General features: G+C 61.5%; 14 protein-coding genes. 3 read left to right on the forward strand and 11 right to left on the reverse strand.

Annotated features, from left to right (window positions below; genetic code table 11):
• The first annotated feature begins 5 nt into the window (after positions 1 to 5).
• Positions 6 to 3,929, forward strand: coding sequence for a YhdP family phospholipid transporter (locus ETC27_RS12455; protein ID WP_136255325.1), 3,924 nt, complete (start codon positions 6 to 8; stop codon positions 3,927 to 3,929).
• A complete protein-coding gene (tldD, locus tag ETC27_RS12460; protein ID WP_205742741.1) occupies positions 3,929 to 5,392 on the forward strand; it encodes a metalloprotease TldD in 1,464 nt (487 codons plus the stop codon). Before ETC27_RS12455 ends, tldD begins: the two co-directional genes overlap by 1 nt.
• A 188-nt stretch (positions 5,393 to 5,580) precedes the next feature.
• Here tldD and yjgA read toward each other — a convergent pair whose 3' ends face one another.
• The gene (gene yjgA, locus ETC27_RS12465; RefSeq protein WP_136255326.1) at positions 5,581 to 6,084 is read right to left on the reverse strand and encodes a ribosome biogenesis factor YjgA; all 504 of its coding nucleotides are present in this window, start codon (positions 6,082 to 6,084) and stop codon (positions 5,581 to 5,583) included.
• Between the two features lie 66 nt (positions 6,085 to 6,150).
• Between yjgA and pmbA the strand changes: the two genes are divergently transcribed.
• On the forward strand, positions 6,151 to 7,491 hold the full coding sequence (pmbA, locus tag ETC27_RS12470) for a metalloprotease PmbA (RefSeq protein ID WP_136255327.1): 1,341 nt from the start codon (positions 6,151 to 6,153) through the stop codon (positions 7,489 to 7,491).
• A gap of 121 nt (positions 7,492 to 7,612) precedes the next feature.
• Here the strand turns inward: pmbA and ETC27_RS12475 are convergent, their stop codons facing one another.
• From ETC27_RS12475 to ETC27_RS12520, 10 genes are all read right to left on the reverse strand, one after another.
• Positions 7,613 to 7,882 carry an HPr family phosphocarrier protein gene (locus tag ETC27_RS12475; protein WP_136255328.1) on the reverse strand — a complete coding sequence of 90 codons (270 nt, stop codon included), beginning with the start codon at positions 7,880 to 7,882 and terminating at the stop codon, positions 7,613 to 7,615.
• Positions 7,869 to 8,789 carry an RNase adapter RapZ gene (rapZ, locus tag ETC27_RS12480; RefSeq protein ID WP_136255329.1) on the reverse strand — a complete coding sequence of 307 codons (921 nt, stop codon included), beginning with the start codon at positions 8,787 to 8,789 and terminating at the stop codon, positions 7,869 to 7,871. The genes ETC27_RS12475 and rapZ overlap by 14 nt, the downstream gene beginning before the upstream one ends.
• 93 nt (positions 8,790 to 8,882) lie before the next feature.
• Positions 8,883 to 9,365 (reverse strand): PTS IIA-like nitrogen regulatory protein PtsN, encoded by a 483-nt coding sequence (gene ptsN, locus ETC27_RS12485; protein WP_136255330.1) that lies wholly within the window; start codon positions 9,363 to 9,365, stop codon positions 8,883 to 8,885.
• Positions 9,366 to 9,369: 4 nt separating this feature from the next.
• Complete coding sequence (gene hpf / locus ETC27_RS12490) at positions 9,370 to 9,678, reverse strand: ribosome hibernation-promoting factor, HPF/YfiA family (RefSeq protein WP_136255331.1); 309 nt, start codon at positions 9,676 to 9,678, stop codon at positions 9,370 to 9,372.
• A 157-nt stretch (positions 9,679 to 9,835) separates the two neighbouring features.
• Positions 9,836 to 11,248, reverse strand: coding sequence for an RNA polymerase factor sigma-54 (locus tag ETC27_RS12495; RefSeq protein ID WP_136255332.1), 1,413 nt, complete (start codon positions 11,246 to 11,248; stop codon positions 9,836 to 9,838).
• Between the two features lie 198 nt (positions 11,249 to 11,446).
• On the reverse strand, positions 11,447 to 12,172 hold the full coding sequence (lptB, locus tag ETC27_RS12500; RefSeq protein WP_136255333.1) for an LPS export ABC transporter ATP-binding protein: 726 nt from the start codon (positions 12,170 to 12,172) through the stop codon (positions 11,447 to 11,449).
• A gap of 9 nt (positions 12,173 to 12,181) precedes the next feature.
• Positions 12,182 to 12,709, reverse strand: a complete 528-nt coding sequence (gene lptA / locus ETC27_RS12505) for a lipopolysaccharide transport periplasmic protein LptA (RefSeq protein ID WP_136255334.1) — start codon at positions 12,707 to 12,709, stop codon at positions 12,182 to 12,184.
• On the reverse strand, positions 12,706 to 13,287 hold the full coding sequence (gene lptC / locus ETC27_RS12510; RefSeq protein WP_136255335.1) for an LPS export ABC transporter periplasmic protein LptC: 582 nt from the start codon (positions 13,285 to 13,287) through the stop codon (positions 12,706 to 12,708). Before lptC ends, lptA begins: the two co-directional genes overlap by 4 nt.
• Positions 13,287 to 13,871 carry a KdsC family phosphatase gene (locus tag ETC27_RS12515; protein ID WP_136255336.1) on the reverse strand — a complete coding sequence of 195 codons (585 nt, stop codon included), beginning with the start codon at positions 13,869 to 13,871 and terminating at the stop codon, positions 13,287 to 13,289. The genes lptC and ETC27_RS12515 overlap by 1 nt, the downstream gene beginning before the upstream one ends.
• A gap of 9 nt (positions 13,872 to 13,880) precedes the next feature.
• Entirely contained in the window at positions 13,881 to 14,861 is a 981-nt protein-coding gene (locus tag ETC27_RS12520) for a KpsF/GutQ family sugar-phosphate isomerase (RefSeq protein ID WP_136255337.1), read from the reverse strand.

The following is a 14,861-nucleotide window of genomic DNA, read 5'->3' on the forward strand; positions in this document are numbered from 1 at the left end:
GTGACATGAGCCTGTTTCGCCTCCTGCTGCGCTGGGCACTGACGATTTTTGCGATTCTGCTGGCCCTGCTCGCCGTCCTGGTACTTACCTTGCGGCTGGCTGCCGGCGAGCTGGATCGCTTTCGCCCCGAACTCGAGTCTCTGCTGTCAGCGCGGTTTAATGCCGAGCTCACTATGGAGAAGATTTCAGGTAGCTTTCACGGCCTTGACCCTGCGCTGACCCTTGAAGATCTTACGCTCGTCTCACGTACCGAGTCTTCGCATCCGCTGATTGAAATTGACAGGGCCGGATTGCGTGTCGATAGCATGGCGAGCCTTTGGGGTGGCATGCCCGAAATCGATGACGCCAGCATTCGTGGCGTTACCGTGCATCTTTATCAGAAGCCTGATCTCAGCTGGCAATGGCCGCAACCTGCCGAGCTACCCCCGGAAATCATCCCCGATGGCCGCTTTACACTTGACCGACTCGATTACTGGGTCGGCGTTCTGTTGCGTCAGCGTCTTGCGGTCGAAAACGTGCGGGTGGTGCTGCATGGACTCGATCGACAGCTGGCATTTGAGGCGCCACGCCTGCTCATGGCCGGCGATGCCGGGCGCGCCCATATCGAGGGTCAGCTGCATGTGGCAGGGAATCCTGACGCGACCCTGACGGCGGTGCTTGAGGTATTGCCGGGAGAGCATGGGCTTGCCGATTTCAACGCCGCGCTTCAGGCGCGAATGAAGCTTGAGCATCTGGTCGAACTGACGGAGGTGCTCAGTCGCAACGACCCGTTGAAAGTCGAGGAAGCGCGTGGTGAAGCAAAGCTCTGGGGGCGCTGGCGGCATGCTGCGCTGGAAGATGTGCGCCTGGATGTCAACGTACCCCAGTTGCAACTGAGCCATGATCGGCAGCCGCTGGATCTTAAGGACATCCGGCTCACCGGGCAGTGGTTGCGAGACGAGGATGGATGGCAAGCCTGGCTTGGCACTCAAGGTGATGCCAAGCGGACTGCGACACCCACAGAGGCAGCAGTCAATGCCCCGGAAGTAACCGACGGGCCCGATGGGCAGTCGATTAAGCTCGACGAAGAACAGGCGCGCGAAGAGGGGGCTGATGAAAGCACTGTCGGCCGACCGCTGCCCAGGCACTGGCAGGCCAGCGGGGATGATGATGGCTGGTGGATGACGACGAGTGAATTCGATTTGGCCGCCTTGGCGGCCTGGCGTGAACGGGCCCCCTTGCCCGAAGGGCTTCAGCGTGTGTTGGGAAGGCTTGCGCCCAGGGGGCAGGTCGGTGGTCTCAAGGTGGGGCATCGCGACGGCCATTGGCTCGCTTTCGCCGAGCTTTATGATGTGGCTGTCGATCCTTGGCAGGGAGCGCCTGGGGGCGGCCCCCTGGACGCCTGGGTTGAAGCCAAGGACCTGGCAGGCAAGATTGTGTTCACCGACAGTGAGAACGAGACCACTAGCCTCGATTTCCCCCAGCTTTTTGCGGCGCCGATGGCACTGTCTTCCGCGTCCGGTGAAGTGAGTTGGAACTACCACAACAAAGGTGCCACCGTGACCGGCCAAGACCTCGCGGTAACCTGGCGTGGTGCATCGGTGGCGGGTGGCTTCGATCTCGATGTGGGAAGCGGCACGCCTGGCAAGCTGGGGCTCGACCTTTCCTTTGCGGATGTGGATGCCGCCGATGTCGATCTTCTCGACTGGCTGCCGATCAAGACGCTTCCCCCTGCGCTCAGCGAGTGGTTGGGGCGAGGGGTGGCAGGCTATGTCGATGATGGGCAGCTGTCGCTCGATCTTCCGCTACGCGAGAATATCCGCATGGAGGATGTAGGGCTCTCGCTGGCACTGGATATCCGCGATGCTACCCTGCCTTTTGCGCCCGATTGGCCGGTACTCGAGGGTGTCAAAGGTCAGCTGCGTTTCGACAATCAGCAGCTGTCGGCCGATGTCGAGTCGGCCAGTCTGGTCGGTTTGCAGGCAAAGGACGCGACGGTCAGCTTGATCGATCAGCGTCTCGAGGTGAAAGGCCAGGCCGAGGGCAGCACAGACGAACTGCTGGATTTGCTGGCTGCCATCCCTGACTTGGAGATCGGTCGAGACGACATCAGCAGCCAGGGAGCGGTCGCCGGAAGCGTAGACCTGGCCATGAACCTTGATGCGCCCGACGCGATGGCGCTTGATGTCGACGCTCGCGTCGACGCGCCACGTTTGAGCCTTGAGGGGGCGGCGCTAAATGCCTACGACGTAAATGGTAGCCTGCAGTATCGTCGTCGCGACGGCCAAGGCGGACTCTCTGGTGAGCTGGGTGCCCGAGTCTTCGATGGGCCTATGCTGGCGCGTTTCGAGGGCGATGAACAGACCATAACCGTGAACGGTCGAGCCTTGGCGCGAGGGTTGATTGATTGGGTGGATCACCCGGGACTGGCCCCGCTGGTCGATGGCTATCTGCCCTATACGCTGCGCATCCCGCTCAAGGATCAAACCTCGCCCGTGACGCTAGATAGCCGGCTCCAAGGGCTGGCGCTTAACCTGCCAGCTCCCTTTGGCAAGATGGCCAATGAGGTGGTGCCGCTGAGACTTACCGTCGACCGGGCGGGTGAGCGGGGCGAGATAACCCTGCGGGATCGAGCGAAAATGCGCTGGCGTAATACATCGGTGGGTCGTCAGGGCCAGCTGTGGTTGGAGAACTGGCCGCTGGAGCCGACGTGGCCGCAACGTGCTGGGTGGTCGCTGCAGTGGCGGACCAATCGCCTGGCGGTATCTCCCTGGGCAAAAGCGCTTGCTGATTTGTCCTTGCAGGGTCTTGCCGCCGAGAATCAGCAAGGAAATGCGAAAGACAGTCCGCTGGATACCATTGAGCTGTCTGTGGCCTGCCTGTCATTTCGCGATCATTGCCAAGGCACCGTGCAGGCAAACGCCGATTCGCTTGCCGGCGGCAATTGGCGTGTGGCGTTGGATGGCAGTATCGCCAAGGGTCAGGCTGACTACCGTCCCGGCGACACTAGGCCGATTACCATCGATCTGTCGCGGCTGTCTCTCGATGGACTATGGCCGGCACCCGAGCCTCCCTCTCAAGTACTCGAAGAGGTGGATACCGCCCAGGCGGCATTACCGTTGCCGAACTGGCTAACATCGGTGCCCGATGGACGGCTGCGAGTGGCAAAGATGACCCGTCTGGGCAGTACCCTGGGGCCCTTGAACCTGGGTTGGCAGGCCTCGCCTTCTCAGCTTGTGCTTGCTCCGTTGGGCCTGACACTGGGCCAGGTGAGCGCACGTGGCGAGCTGATCTGGGAGGCCGCGGGATCTGGCTCGAGTTTGACGCGCTCTCGGTTGCGCCTGGATGGTGGTGATCTGGGAACGGCGCTTGCCACGCTCGCTCAGGACGTGCCGATCCGTAATTCAGAGACCCATGTCGCGTCCCAGCTGGCCTGGCCGGGGGCCCCCTGGCAGTTTGCGTTGGCGCGTTCCCGTGGCAGCCTCGATGTCAGCCTTCGCGACGGGCGATTCCTCAATTTGCAGTCGGGTTCGGCCAAGCTGGTGGGCCTGCTCAATTTCGATAATCTGTTGCGCCGCCTGCGACTCGATTTCTCCGATGTCACCGGGCAGGGAACCGCCTTTGATCGTGTCAACGGGAGTGCGACGCTGTATGGTGGGATCCTCGAGACTCACGGCCCTGTGCAGATCGACGCGCCGGCGACCCAATTCAGTCTCGAGGGGCAGGTCGATCTGGTGCAGCGTGAACTCGATCAGCGTTTAGCGATCACAGTTCCTGTGACACAGGCGTTACCGGTCGCGGCGTTGTTGGCCGGCGGACCGGTCGTTGGCGGAGCGGTTTTCCTCGCTCAGCGCCTGTTCGGTCGTGCTATCGACCGTGTGACCCGAATCCACTACCGCGTACAAGGTCCTTGGACCGATCCGCGGATTTCTCTGGAAAGTGCCGAATGATGCTCAAGTCCTCCGAACTCTCTTCCCAGGACATGCTGGACACTGCCGTCAGCACCCTGCTGGCCCCGGGCGGCCTCGATTTGGCGTCGCTCGACACTGGGCTAGGTCATGCCCTGGGGTCGGGCGTCGACTTTGCCGACCTCTACTTTCAGCGCAGCTGGCAGGAAAGCTGGGTGCTGGAAGATGGCGAGGTCAAGGACGCCAGTTACAACATCGATGGCGGCGTCGGTGTTCGTGCCATGGCCGGCGAAAAGACGGGCTTTGCCTATTCCAATCAGATCAGTGCCGATGCGCTCAAAGAGACCGGCCGTACCGCGTCCGGCATCTCGCGCAGTGGCTCACGGTTGACGCAGTCTGCCATTCAGCTGACAACGGCGTCTCAGCGCTATGCGGGCATCGACCCGCTGTCCGGCCTCTCGGCCGAAGACAAGGTCGCGATGCTCAAGGAAGCCGACCGGGTCGCCCGTGCGGCAGACCCGGCGGTCAGCCAGGTCAGTGCGTCATTGACCGGTGTTCACGAAGTCGTATTGGTGCGCGCCAGTGACGGTACGCTGGGTGCGGACATCCGTCCGCTGGTGCGCATGAACGTCAATGTGATTGCCGTGCGCGACGGGCGGCGTGAGCGCGGCAGCGCCGGGGGCGGTGGTCGCTACCCGATGGCACGTTTACGTGAAGAAGGCGCGCCCAAGCGTTTCGCCAAGGAAGCCGTGCGCCAGGCGCTGGTCAACCTTGAGGCCGTCGACGCGCCGGCCGGCCAGATGCCGGTGGTGCTTGGCGCTGGTTGGCCCGGCATCCTGCTCCACGAAGCGGTGGGTCACGGCCTCGAGGGCGATTTCAACCGCAAGGGCAGCTCAGCCTTTGCCGGCCGCATGGGCGAGCGTGTCGCTTCACCCGGTGTGACCGTCGTTGACGATGCCACCTTGAGCGACCGTCGCGGCTCCATGAGCATCGACGACGAAGGCACCCCGGGGCAATACACGCCGTTGATCGAGGATGGCGTGCTCACCGGCTACATGCAGGACAAGCTCAATGCGCGGCTGATGGGCATGGCGCCTACCGGTAACGCGCGTCGCGAATCCTATGCGCATATGCCGATGCCGCGTATGACCAACACCTACATGCTGGCCGGACAGGACGAACCTGCCGATATCATCAAGAGCGTCAAACGGGGTATTTACGCCGTCAGCTTTGGCGGTGGCCAGGTGGATATTACCTCGGGCAAGTTCGTGTTCTCGGCGAGTGAGGCCTATCTGATTGAAGACGGCAAGATCACCGCGCCGGTCAAGGGGGCGACCCTGATCGGCAATGGACCCGAGGCCATGAGTCGTGTGTCGATGATTGGCCATGACCTTGAGCTCGACACCGGTGTCGGTGTCTGTGGCAAGGAAGGGCAGGGAGTGCCGGTAGGGGTCGGGCAGCCGACGCTGAAGCTTGATGAGCTGACGGTCGGTGGTACCGATTAGTGAGTGATTAGTGAGTGAAAAGCCTGGTGCCGGGGCCGCACTGGCCAGCGGCTCGGCTTGACGGTATAGGATTGCCGCGATAGCCGAGCCGGCGGGAGCGCTGAGCGGCCTCAGCCAGGCGCTAAAATGCGCTCGACGACAAATCCTTGAGATGTCGCCGGTATACGTCTGGCGAGGCTAGTTTATCGTTAAAGGCCTGCTGTATCGCGGATCAGTTTGAATAGCTTGCGTGCGCTGGTCGGCGGTTTCTGCTGATCTCGCTCGCGGCGCGCGTTGCGAATCAATTGGCGCAGCGCTTGGCGGTCGACATCGGGATGTTCGACGATAAAGGGTTCAAGGGCGTCATCATCCTCGATCAGACGGTCGCGTTGGCCTTCGAGCCGGTGGAAGGCGTGGTCACGGCGCAGCGTTTCCTGTTCGAACTCGTCGAACACCGCCTGGATGCCGGCGACATCCTCGCGGCGCATCAGCTTGCCGACATACTGCATGTGCCGGCGACGCCCCTCGTGGGAACGGATGCGGGCCGTCTCTTCGACGGCCGCCAGCATCTCGTCGGACAGCGGCAGCCGAGCGCGCCACGCGTCGGAGAGGGCGATAATCTTTTCGCCCAGCGCCTGCAGGGATTGCATTTCCTGTTTGCGCTGGGTCTTGCTTTGCCGACCGTCGTGGTCGGCGGGCGATTCAATTGACATGCCATTACCATCAGCATTGGGAGGTTGGTGCAGTATACCAGCCAGCCTCGCTACAAGGAGACCAAGATGACTCAGGCTTTTGATGCCGCCGCCCAGCAGGCATTGCTGGAGTCCCGGGCCCAGGCCGCACTTGACCAGGCGCGTTCTCTGGGTGCCGATGCCTGTGAAGTGGGAGCCAGTGTCGATCAGGGGCTTGGCGTAAGCGTACGCCTGGGGGAGGTGGAAACCGTCGAGCTGTCCCGTGATCAAGGAATCGCCGTGACGGTCTACGTGGGCAAGCGCAAGGGCACGGCGTCTTCATCGGATGCAGGCGAAGCCTCTATTCGTTCAGCCGTTGACCAGGCCATGGCCATCGCACGCTATACCGGTGAAGACGATTTTGCCGGCCTGGCACCTGCCGAACTGATGGCCCGCGAGCTGCCGGATCTTGATGTCCACCACCCTTGGGCGCTTACCACCGATGAAGCCATCGAGCGTGCACTGGCCTGCGAAGCGGCTGGTCGCGCGGTAGCGGGAATCAGCAAGTCCGAGGGGGCGGAAATCTCCAGTGGGGAAGGCGTGCGCGTCTATGCCAATAGTCACGGTTTCCTGGGTAGCCAGCGCGGCAGCCAGCATTCGTTGTCCTGCATGCTGATTGCCGAGGATGAGAATGGCATGCAGCGTGACTATGACTACACCAGCGAGCGCGATCCCCGCAAGCTCGCCAGTGCCGAGGCGATCGGTGCTTCCGCTGCCGAGCGCACCCTGCGGCGCCTGGGTGCTCAGCGCCCGGTCACGGGCCGTTTCCCGGTCATGTTCGATCCAAGCCTCGCCAGTGGTTTGATCAGCCATCTGATGGGAGCGCTTGCCGGCGGTGCCCTGTATCGCGAGTCTTCCTTTCTCTGCGACCGGCTCGGCGACAGCCTGTTCCCTGAGTGGTTCAGTCTTTACGAGCGGCCTCGGGAACCGGGTGCCATGGCCAGCACTCCCTTCGATGGTGACGGCGTCTACACGCGGGACAATGTCTTTATCGACCAGGGCCGCCTGGCAAGCTACATGCTGTCGGCCTATAGCGCCCGTCGCCTTGGCATGACGACCACCGGCAATGCCGGCGGCGCACGCAACCTGCGCCTGGATGCACCGCTAGAGAGTCGTGATGCGCTGCTTGCGAAGATGGATCGCGGTGTTCTGGTCACTGAGCTGATGGGGCAGGGGGTCAACGGGGTGACCGGCGACTATTCTCGCGGTGCCGCTGGTTTCTGGGTCGAGAATGGCCGCATTCAGTACCCCGTCGAGGAGTTCACCATCGCCGGCAGCTTGCAGAAGATGTTCGCAGGCCTGGTGGGTGTCGGTGACGATATCGATACCCGCGGTAGCGTGCATAGCGGCAGCTGGTTAATCGATGAGATGACCATCGCTGGCGGTTAGCGCCTTGACGTGCCGTGTTGGGTGGTCACCGCTCCCAATAAAAACGCCACCCTTCAAGGGTGGCGTTTTTTGTTTGAACTGGGAGCGATGGGAGGAACAGCCGACCAAGGGGGGCTGAAGATCAGGCGTCCTCGTCGAAGCGGGCCTCGATCAGCGCTGTGACAGCCGACAGTGCGGCCTCGGCGTCATCGCCCTCGGCCTGGATCTCTAGCTCACTGCCGCAGGGCGCAGCAAGCATCAGCAGCGCCATGACGTTGGCCGCATCGGCAGATCGTCCCTGATGGTGAACGGTGATGCTCGCCGTAAAGCCCTGGCAGCATTGCACCAGCTTGGTCGCTGCACGCGCGTGCAGGCCACGCTTGTTAATGAGGGTCAGTTCACGTCTGGGCATGGAGGTCAGCGTCCTTGCTGTCCTTTGGGGTCTCGAGCATGGCGGTATGGATGCCGAGTTCGCGGTGGCGAAGCCTGACGCCTGAGTGCTTGGCCGCGAAATGGCGTGCCAGCCGCTCAGCGAGATAGACCGAGCGATGCTGGCCACCGGTGCAGCCGATGGCCACTGTCATATAGCTGCGGTGGCTGGCCTGATAGGCCGGCAGCCAGCGGGTCAGCCAGTCGATGATGTCGGTGGCTAGTTGATCGACGTCATCGTATCCCTCGAGAAACTCGATGATCTCCGGGTCGCGGCCAGTGGACTGACGAAGCCTGGGATCCCAGTAAGGGTTGGGCAGACAGCGCGCGTCGAACACCGTGTCGGCATCCAGGGGGACGCCGCTCTTGAAACCGAAGGACTCGAACGTCAGCGTCATGTCCTGTTCGCGATGCTGAGCCACCTGCTCGGCGATGCGGCCCCGCAGCTCGTGTACCGATAGGCGAGTGGTGTCGATGATCAGGTCGGCGAGATCCAGAATCTCGGCAAGCGCCGTTTCTTCGCTGTCGATAGCCTCGGCCAAGGTCATTTGACTGTCGCGCGTCAATGGATGGCGACGGCGAGTGGCCGAGTAGCGCTCAAGGAGGATCTTGGAGTCGGCGGTCAGGTAGACCACCTGGCACTGGATACCCCTGGCTTGCAAATCGGCCAGTAGGCTTGGGAAACGTTCCAGGGCATGCGGCAAGTTGCGAGCATCAATGCTGACGGCGCTCGACGAGCGACGCGTCGAGTCACGCTGCAGCTCGTCGACCAGCGTACCGAGCAGCATGGCTGGCAGATTATCGATCGCATAGTAGCCCAGGTCCTCCAGGGCTTGCAGGGCAATCGACTTGCCGGAGCCAGAACGGCCGCTGATGATCACGAGCTGCATGAGGCCTCCTGTTTTCCAGGTCAATGAACGTTGGTGATCATGAAGGAGCTATCAAGGATAGGTTGTACGAGTGCGCAAGGCGTTTGTGCACACTTAGCCGGCGCGCCCATCGCTTGTATGGTGGCGTATGGCGTCCAGCAGAATGTCATATAGCTGACGCTGGGTCTCACTCTTGCGCAGTTGCTGGCGAGTCTCGGCGTCATTCATGATCGATGCTACCTGGCCAAGAAGCGCCAGGTGAGCGTCATCAGCCTGCTCAGGAACTAGCAGCACGAAAACCAGATCAACGGGGTCACCATCAATGGCATCGAAGTCTACCGGTTCGCTCAGTTTGAGGAAACTGGCTAGTGGTGCTTTACAGTGAGGGTTACGGGCATGCGGAATGGCTACGCCATGTCCGATGCCCGTGCTGCCTAGTCGCTCTCTGCCCACGAGGCGGCTGAACACCTCTTGGCTATCGAGGCTAGGTGTGTTCTGGGCGATGAAGGTGCTGAAAAACTCCAGCACTCGCTTCTTGCTTCCCCCGGGCACACCGAAAAGGGCGCGCTCGGGGGGCAGGATGGATTCCAACGTCATAATGTCAGCGAACGCTGGCGCCTTGGGCGCGCGCCTGTGCTTTTTCCTTGTGCTTGACAAGCTGGCGGTCAAGCTTGTCGGCGAGGGCGTCAATCGCGGCGTACATGTCGGTGTTCTCAGCGTCGGCATGCAATTCTGCACCGGCTGCATGCAGGGTGCAGGCGGCCTGTTGGCGTTCTTTCTCGATGGAAAGGGTGACCTGGACTGTAGTGATGTTGTCGTAGTGACGCTCCAAGCGGGTGAGCTTCTCGTTCACATAGTCGCGCAGTGCATCGGTCAGTTCAACGTGATGGCCGGTGATATTAACTTGCATGGCACGCTCCTTATCCTGCGGTTGGCTAATCGATTGTAACCCTTTTTGGCGCTCTGCATACCCCTTGGCAAGGCGCTTTTCCAATACATCCACTTTCGATGTTTTTTTCTCTTCTAGTCAATAGGTTATGCTGCGCAAGAGCAATTATTTTGCCGCATCAGGTAAGACGCTTGCGCTCGCTGGATGGCGGGATGCCCATGGCTTCACGGTACTTGGCAACAGTGCGCCGTGCGACCTGGATGCCGCTATCGGCCAGCAGGTCGACCAGTTTGCTATCGGAAAGGGGTTTGCGAGCAGGCTCGCCGCCGATCAGTTTTTTCAGGCGGGCGCGAATCGCGGTGCTGGAGTGGGCATCTCCGCCTTCACCGCCGACCTGGCTTGAGAAGAAGTACTTCAGTTCGAACACGCCGCGTGGGGTGTGGATGAACTTCTGGGTGGTGACGCGGGAAATCGTCGATTCATGCATGTCGACTTGTGCGGCGATATCGGCAAGGATCAGAGGCTTCATGGATTCTTCGCCCTTGTCGAGGAAGTCGATTTGACGCGCCATGATTTCGCGACCCACGCGCAGTAGCGTGTCATTGCGACTGGACAGGCTCTTGATCAACCAGCGGGCTTCCTGCAAGTGCTCCTTCATGAAGGTGTTGTCTTCGCTCTTGTCGGCACGCCGGATAAGCGCAGCATAATCCGGCTGGATACGCATCTTCGGCAGTGCCTCGGGATTGAGTTCGATCTGCCAGCCGTCCTGGCTGTGACGGGCGATCAGGTCGGGGATTACGTAGTCGCTTCCGACGCTGTCGAAGGCTTGGCCGGGCCGGGGATCAAGCGTGCGGATCAACGCAATGACCTGGTCCAGCTGTCCGTCATCCAGCCGCAGCCGCCGTTTGAGCAGCTTGCGATCATCGCTCGCCAGCGCTTCAAGAAATTGCCGCACCAGGCGTTTGGCCTGGGTGAGCAATGGCAAGTCGGGCGGGAGGGCGCCAAGCTGGAGCAGTAGGCACTCACGCAGGTCGCGGGCAAATATGCCGGTCGGCTCAAACTGCTGGAGTCGCAGCAGGACCCGTTCAACCTCGCTCGTCTTGAGGTTATCGAGTCCTTGGGCACGTAATCCTTGAGCCAGTTCGTCAAGATTGCTCTCAAGGTAGCCACTCGTCGCCACCGCGTCGATCAGGCTCTCGGCAATCTGTCGCTCGGTGTCACTGACGTCAGCCATGGCCAGCTGCCAGGCAAGGTGATCGTGAAGATTGAGCCCCGCTGCGTTGCGATCGAGGTCGGGAGCCTCGCCGGATCCGCCGGATGAGGCCATGTCCTGATAAGTGTCCGACCAGTCACTGTCAGTCGTCAGTTCGCTTGGAATCTCGGTGGACCAATCGTCCTCTTGAGGGTCGGCGACGTCTTGTTCGCCATAGGCCTCATCGAGTTCCAGCATGGGGTTGGATTCCAGTGCCTGCTGGATTTCCTGGCGTAAATCGACGGTCGAGAGTTGCAGCAGGGCGATAGCCTGCTGCAGCTGAGGCGTCATGGTCAGCTGGGTGCCGACGCGGAGTTGCAACGAGGGTTTCATGACCATGGCTTATCGCGTGTCAGGCTGAACGGGAGTGAATAACTTAGCCCCTGGCCGGAAGCCATGCAAGCCGCTAAGAGAAAATTATTAGCAATAAGCATGCCATTGGTGAGATTTTTGTCGCATATTTGGGACTTCCCCATTGCCAGTAGGTGTGGCAGGGATGAATTTACTAACTGATGATGCCGGTACCCTAGGGCGAGTCTACAGCCTGAAATCCTCGCCAAGATAGACATCTCTGACTTTCTGATTGGCGAGGATGGTGTTGGCATCACCTTCGGCAATGATTTCACCGTCGCCGACGATATAGGCGCCGTCGCAGATATCGAGCGTCTCGCGCACATTATGGTCGGTGATCAGTACGCCAATGCCTCGTTCGCGCAACGCCCGGATGATGGCCTTGATATCAGACACCGAGATCGGGTCGACACCAGCGAAGGGTTCATCCAGCAGGATGAAGGCGGGTTCAGTGGCCAGGGCGCGGGCGATCTCGACGCGGCGCCGTTCGCCGCCGGATAGGCTCATGCCGGTGTTGTCGCGGATGTGGGTGATATGGAATTCGGCCAGCAGCTCTTCGGCCCGCGCCTCGCGACCGCGCCGGTCCAGGTCGCGGCGCGTTTCGAGGATGGCCATGATGTTGTCGATGACCGACAGCTTGCGAAAGATCGATGCTTCCTGGGGCAGATAGCCGATACCGGCCAGTGCGCGCTCATGCATCGCGGCCCGGCTCAGGTCCTGATCATCGATGTGCACCGTGCCGGCGTCGGCGCGAACCAGCCCGACGATCATGTAAAACGAGGTCGTCTTACCGGCGCCGTTGGGGCCCAGCAGGCCGATAATTTGGCCTTGGCCAATGGACAGGCTTATGTCCTTGACCACTCGGCGGCGCTTGTAGCTCTTGGCCAGATGGCGAACACTCAGGGTCTTCATGGATAGGCCTTATTGCTGAGGAGTCAGTGTCATGCGCACACGCTGACTTTGTTCATCACCACCATCGGCTCCGCTGTTGGCTTCGACCACGCGGCGATCAAGATAGTAATCGACCCTGGCGCCTGTGAAGGTGTCCTGGCCCCGGTGAAGCTCTGCCTGTCCGATCAGTTCCACCCACCTATCCTGAACGTGGTAGATGATGGTGCGTCCCCAGCCCTTTGCCAGGGAGGCCTCTGGGCTTGGCTGCTGCTCGATGTAGGCCCGGTCGCCGGTGGCCTCGATGCGCGAGACCTCACCCTCGTCGGTGCGGCTGATTGTGACTTTCTGTCCGGTCAGCTGCATGCTGCCTTGGCGCATATCGACATCACCGGTATAGACGGCGGTGCCTGCCTGATCATCCAGCTCCAGGCGGTCGGCGACGATCTCGATAGGCGCGTTGGCGTCTCCCTCGAGCGCAAGTGTTGGCAATGACGCAAGGCTCAGCAGGGTCATGAGCAGCAGGCCAAGGGCTCGGCGATTCAGGTCACGTCGCATCATGGGGCTTGATCCTTTGTGGGGTGGAAGCCGTGTACGTTGCCGGTCAGGCGCATCAGATCATCATCAAACCATGCGTCCAATCTGTCGCCTCGCATGCGTTGGGGGGGCTGGGTAATGCGCGCCTCGCTATCGCTCCAGGCATGATTGGTGACGGTATTAACATGCAGGATCTCGGTATCCAGTTGCCAGCCTTCGCCGGGTGATTCGAGGTGAGCATCGCCTCGCAGCACCAGGCGATTGCCTCCAGCGCCCAGCGTACCCTCCTTCCCATTGGCTAGCCACAGGTCGCCATCGCTGTCGAGCAGGCGTGCCTTGGGCGTCTCGGCGCGCGTTGAATCGTCGTCCGGAATGTGTACCAGTCTTGGGGTCACGAGGCGCTGGTGGGGGCGTCCCTTTTCATCGAAACGTGTCAGGGTGACACCTTCGAGGTAGAAGTCAGGCTCGCCCGCGCTATCTCGTGGTATCGGCCCGGGGGTGCGGGTGTCACGTTGCTCGATGAAGGTCAGCACGGCACCCAGTATGACCAGCAACAGCGCTAGCCAGATGCGGGGCGAGGGTCGGGAGAGGCGAATGGCCATCAGTTCGGGCCGCGATCCGCGCCGTCCTGCATGGCGCTGTTGGCGGTGTACTTGTCGAACACGCCAGGCCAGTGACCCTGAATGTCGAGCAGCGTGTCGCAAATTTCGCGAACGGCGCCATGGCCACCCCAGCGCTCGGTAACCCAGTCGGCCTGGCGGCGGATATAGGACGGGGCGTTGGGGACCGTGATGCCGAGGCCGGCGCTCTGAATGGCTGCCAGGTCCTGCAGGTCATCGCCGCAGTAGGCGGCCTGGGACAGCTCAAGATGGAGACTTGCAGTCAGTTCACGCAGGGCAATGAGCTTGTCGTCGCGATGCTGGAAGACGTGCGCTATCCCCAAGGCGGCGGCGCGCTGGGAGACCATCGGAGATTCCCGGCCGGTGATCAGCGCGACCTCCACGCCGGCTTGGCGCAACAGCTTGATGCCGTTGCCGTCCTGGGTGTGAAAGGCCTTGATTTCTATGCCATCGGTCTGGAAATAGAGCCGACCGTCGGTAAGAATACCGTCAACATCCAGGGCCAGCAGACGAATCTGGCAGCCGCGATCGTTAAGTTCTGGCGCAAGCGTGGAATCAGGGGTCATGACCTCTCCTTATATGACGCCGCTTCTCATTAGATCATGCATATGCAGTGCGCCAATGGGGTGGCCTTGTTCGTCAACCACGGCGAGGGCGCTAATGCGGCTGGCTTCCATGATACGCACGGCCTCGGCTGCAAGCACGTCCGCGGTGATGCGCTTGCCGGGCGTGGTCATGACATCATCGACGTTCAGGGCGTGTAAGTTGCTGTGTTGATCGAGTGTGCGACGCAGGTCACCATCGGTATAGACACCGGCCAGCAGGCCATCCGGAGCGACCACGCAGGTGAAACCGAGGCCTTGCCGGGTGATCTCGATCAGGGCATCGCGAAGCGGGCTGCCCGAGGGGACCTGAGGGAGGCGGTCGTCCTGATGCATCAGGTCACCCACTTTGAGAAGCAAGCGCCTGCCCAGGCTGCCACCGGGGTGAGACAACGCAAAGTCTTCGGCAGTGAAGCCGCGGGCCTCAAGCAGCGCCACGGCGAGGGCGTCGCCAAGCACCAGTGCGGCAGTGGTCGATGCGGTCGGCGCCAGATCCAGCGGGCAGGCTTCACGCTCGACGCCGGCATCCAGGTGTGCCTCGGCGTGGTGAGCCAGGGTCGAGCCGGGCCGGCCCGTCATGCTGATCAAAGGGACGCCCATTCGCTTGAGCAGCGGCAGCAGGGCGGTGACCTCGGCGGTCTCACCTGAGTTGGAAAGGGCGACGACGACATCTCCCGGGGTAATCATGCCGAGATCACCGTGGCTGGCTTCGCCCGGGTGAACGAAGAAGGCTGGCGTGCCGGTGCTTGCGAGTGTCGCGGCGATCTTGCCACCGATATGGCCGGACTTGCCCATGCCGGTCACCACGACACGCCCTTGGCAACCGAGCAAGAGTTCGCAGGCGCGATCGAAGTCACCGTCGATGCGTGCCGCGACTGCCTCGATGGCGTCGCGCTCGACGCCCAGGGTGCGAAGGGCGCTGGCCCGATAAACCGAATCATTGCTGTCAGTCAT

It is taken from the genome of Onishia niordana, from assembly GCF_004798965.1.
GTDB classification, from domain to species: Bacteria; Pseudomonadota; Gammaproteobacteria; order Pseudomonadales; family Halomonadaceae; genus Onishia; species Onishia niordana.

Excerpts from the sequence above, each read along its gene's own strand:
- ETC27_RS12455 (WP_136255325.1), top strand. The coding sequence starts at position 6 with ATGAGCCTGTTTCGCCTCCTGCTGCGCTGGGCACTGACGATTTTTGCG.
- tldD (WP_205742741.1), top strand. The coding sequence starts at position 3,929 with ATGCTCAAGTCCTCCGAACTCTCTTCCCAGGACATGCTGGACACTGCC.
- yjgA (WP_136255326.1), bottom strand. The coding sequence starts at position 6,084 with ATGTCAATTGAATCGCCCGCCGACCACGACGGTCGGCAAAGCAAGACC.
- pmbA (WP_136255327.1), top strand. The coding sequence starts at position 6,151 with ATGACTCAGGCTTTTGATGCCGCCGCCCAGCAGGCATTGCTGGAGTCC.
- ETC27_RS12475 (WP_136255328.1), bottom strand. The coding sequence starts at position 7,882 with ATGCCCAGACGTGAACTGACCCTCATTAACAAGCGTGGCCTGCACGCG.
- rapZ (WP_136255329.1), bottom strand. The coding sequence starts at position 8,789 with ATGCAGCTCGTGATCATCAGCGGCCGTTCTGGCTCCGGCAAGTCGATT.
- ptsN (WP_136255330.1), bottom strand. The coding sequence starts at position 9,365 with ATGACGTTGGAATCCATCCTGCCCCCCGAGCGCGCCCTTTTCGGTGTG.
- hpf (WP_136255331.1), bottom strand. The coding sequence starts at position 9,678 with ATGCAAGTTAATATCACCGGCCATCACGTTGAACTGACCGATGCACTG.
- ETC27_RS12495 (WP_136255332.1), bottom strand. The coding sequence starts at position 11,248 with ATGGTCATGAAACCCTCGTTGCAACTCCGCGTCGGCACCCAGCTGACC.
- lptB (WP_136255333.1), bottom strand. The coding sequence starts at position 12,172 with ATGAAGACCCTGAGTGTTCGCCATCTGGCCAAGAGCTACAAGCGCCGC.
- lptA (WP_136255334.1), bottom strand. The coding sequence starts at position 12,709 with ATGATGCGACGTGACCTGAATCGCCGAGCCCTTGGCCTGCTGCTCATG.
- lptC (WP_136255335.1), bottom strand. The coding sequence starts at position 13,287 with ATGGCCATTCGCCTCTCCCGACCCTCGCCCCGCATCTGGCTAGCGCTG.
- ETC27_RS12515 (WP_136255336.1), bottom strand. The coding sequence starts at position 13,871 with ATGACCCCTGATTCCACGCTTGCGCCAGAACTTAACGATCGCGGCTGC.
- ETC27_RS12520 (WP_136255337.1), bottom strand. The coding sequence starts at position 14,861 with ATGACTGACAGCAATGATTCGGTTTATCGGGCCAGCGCCCTTCGCACC.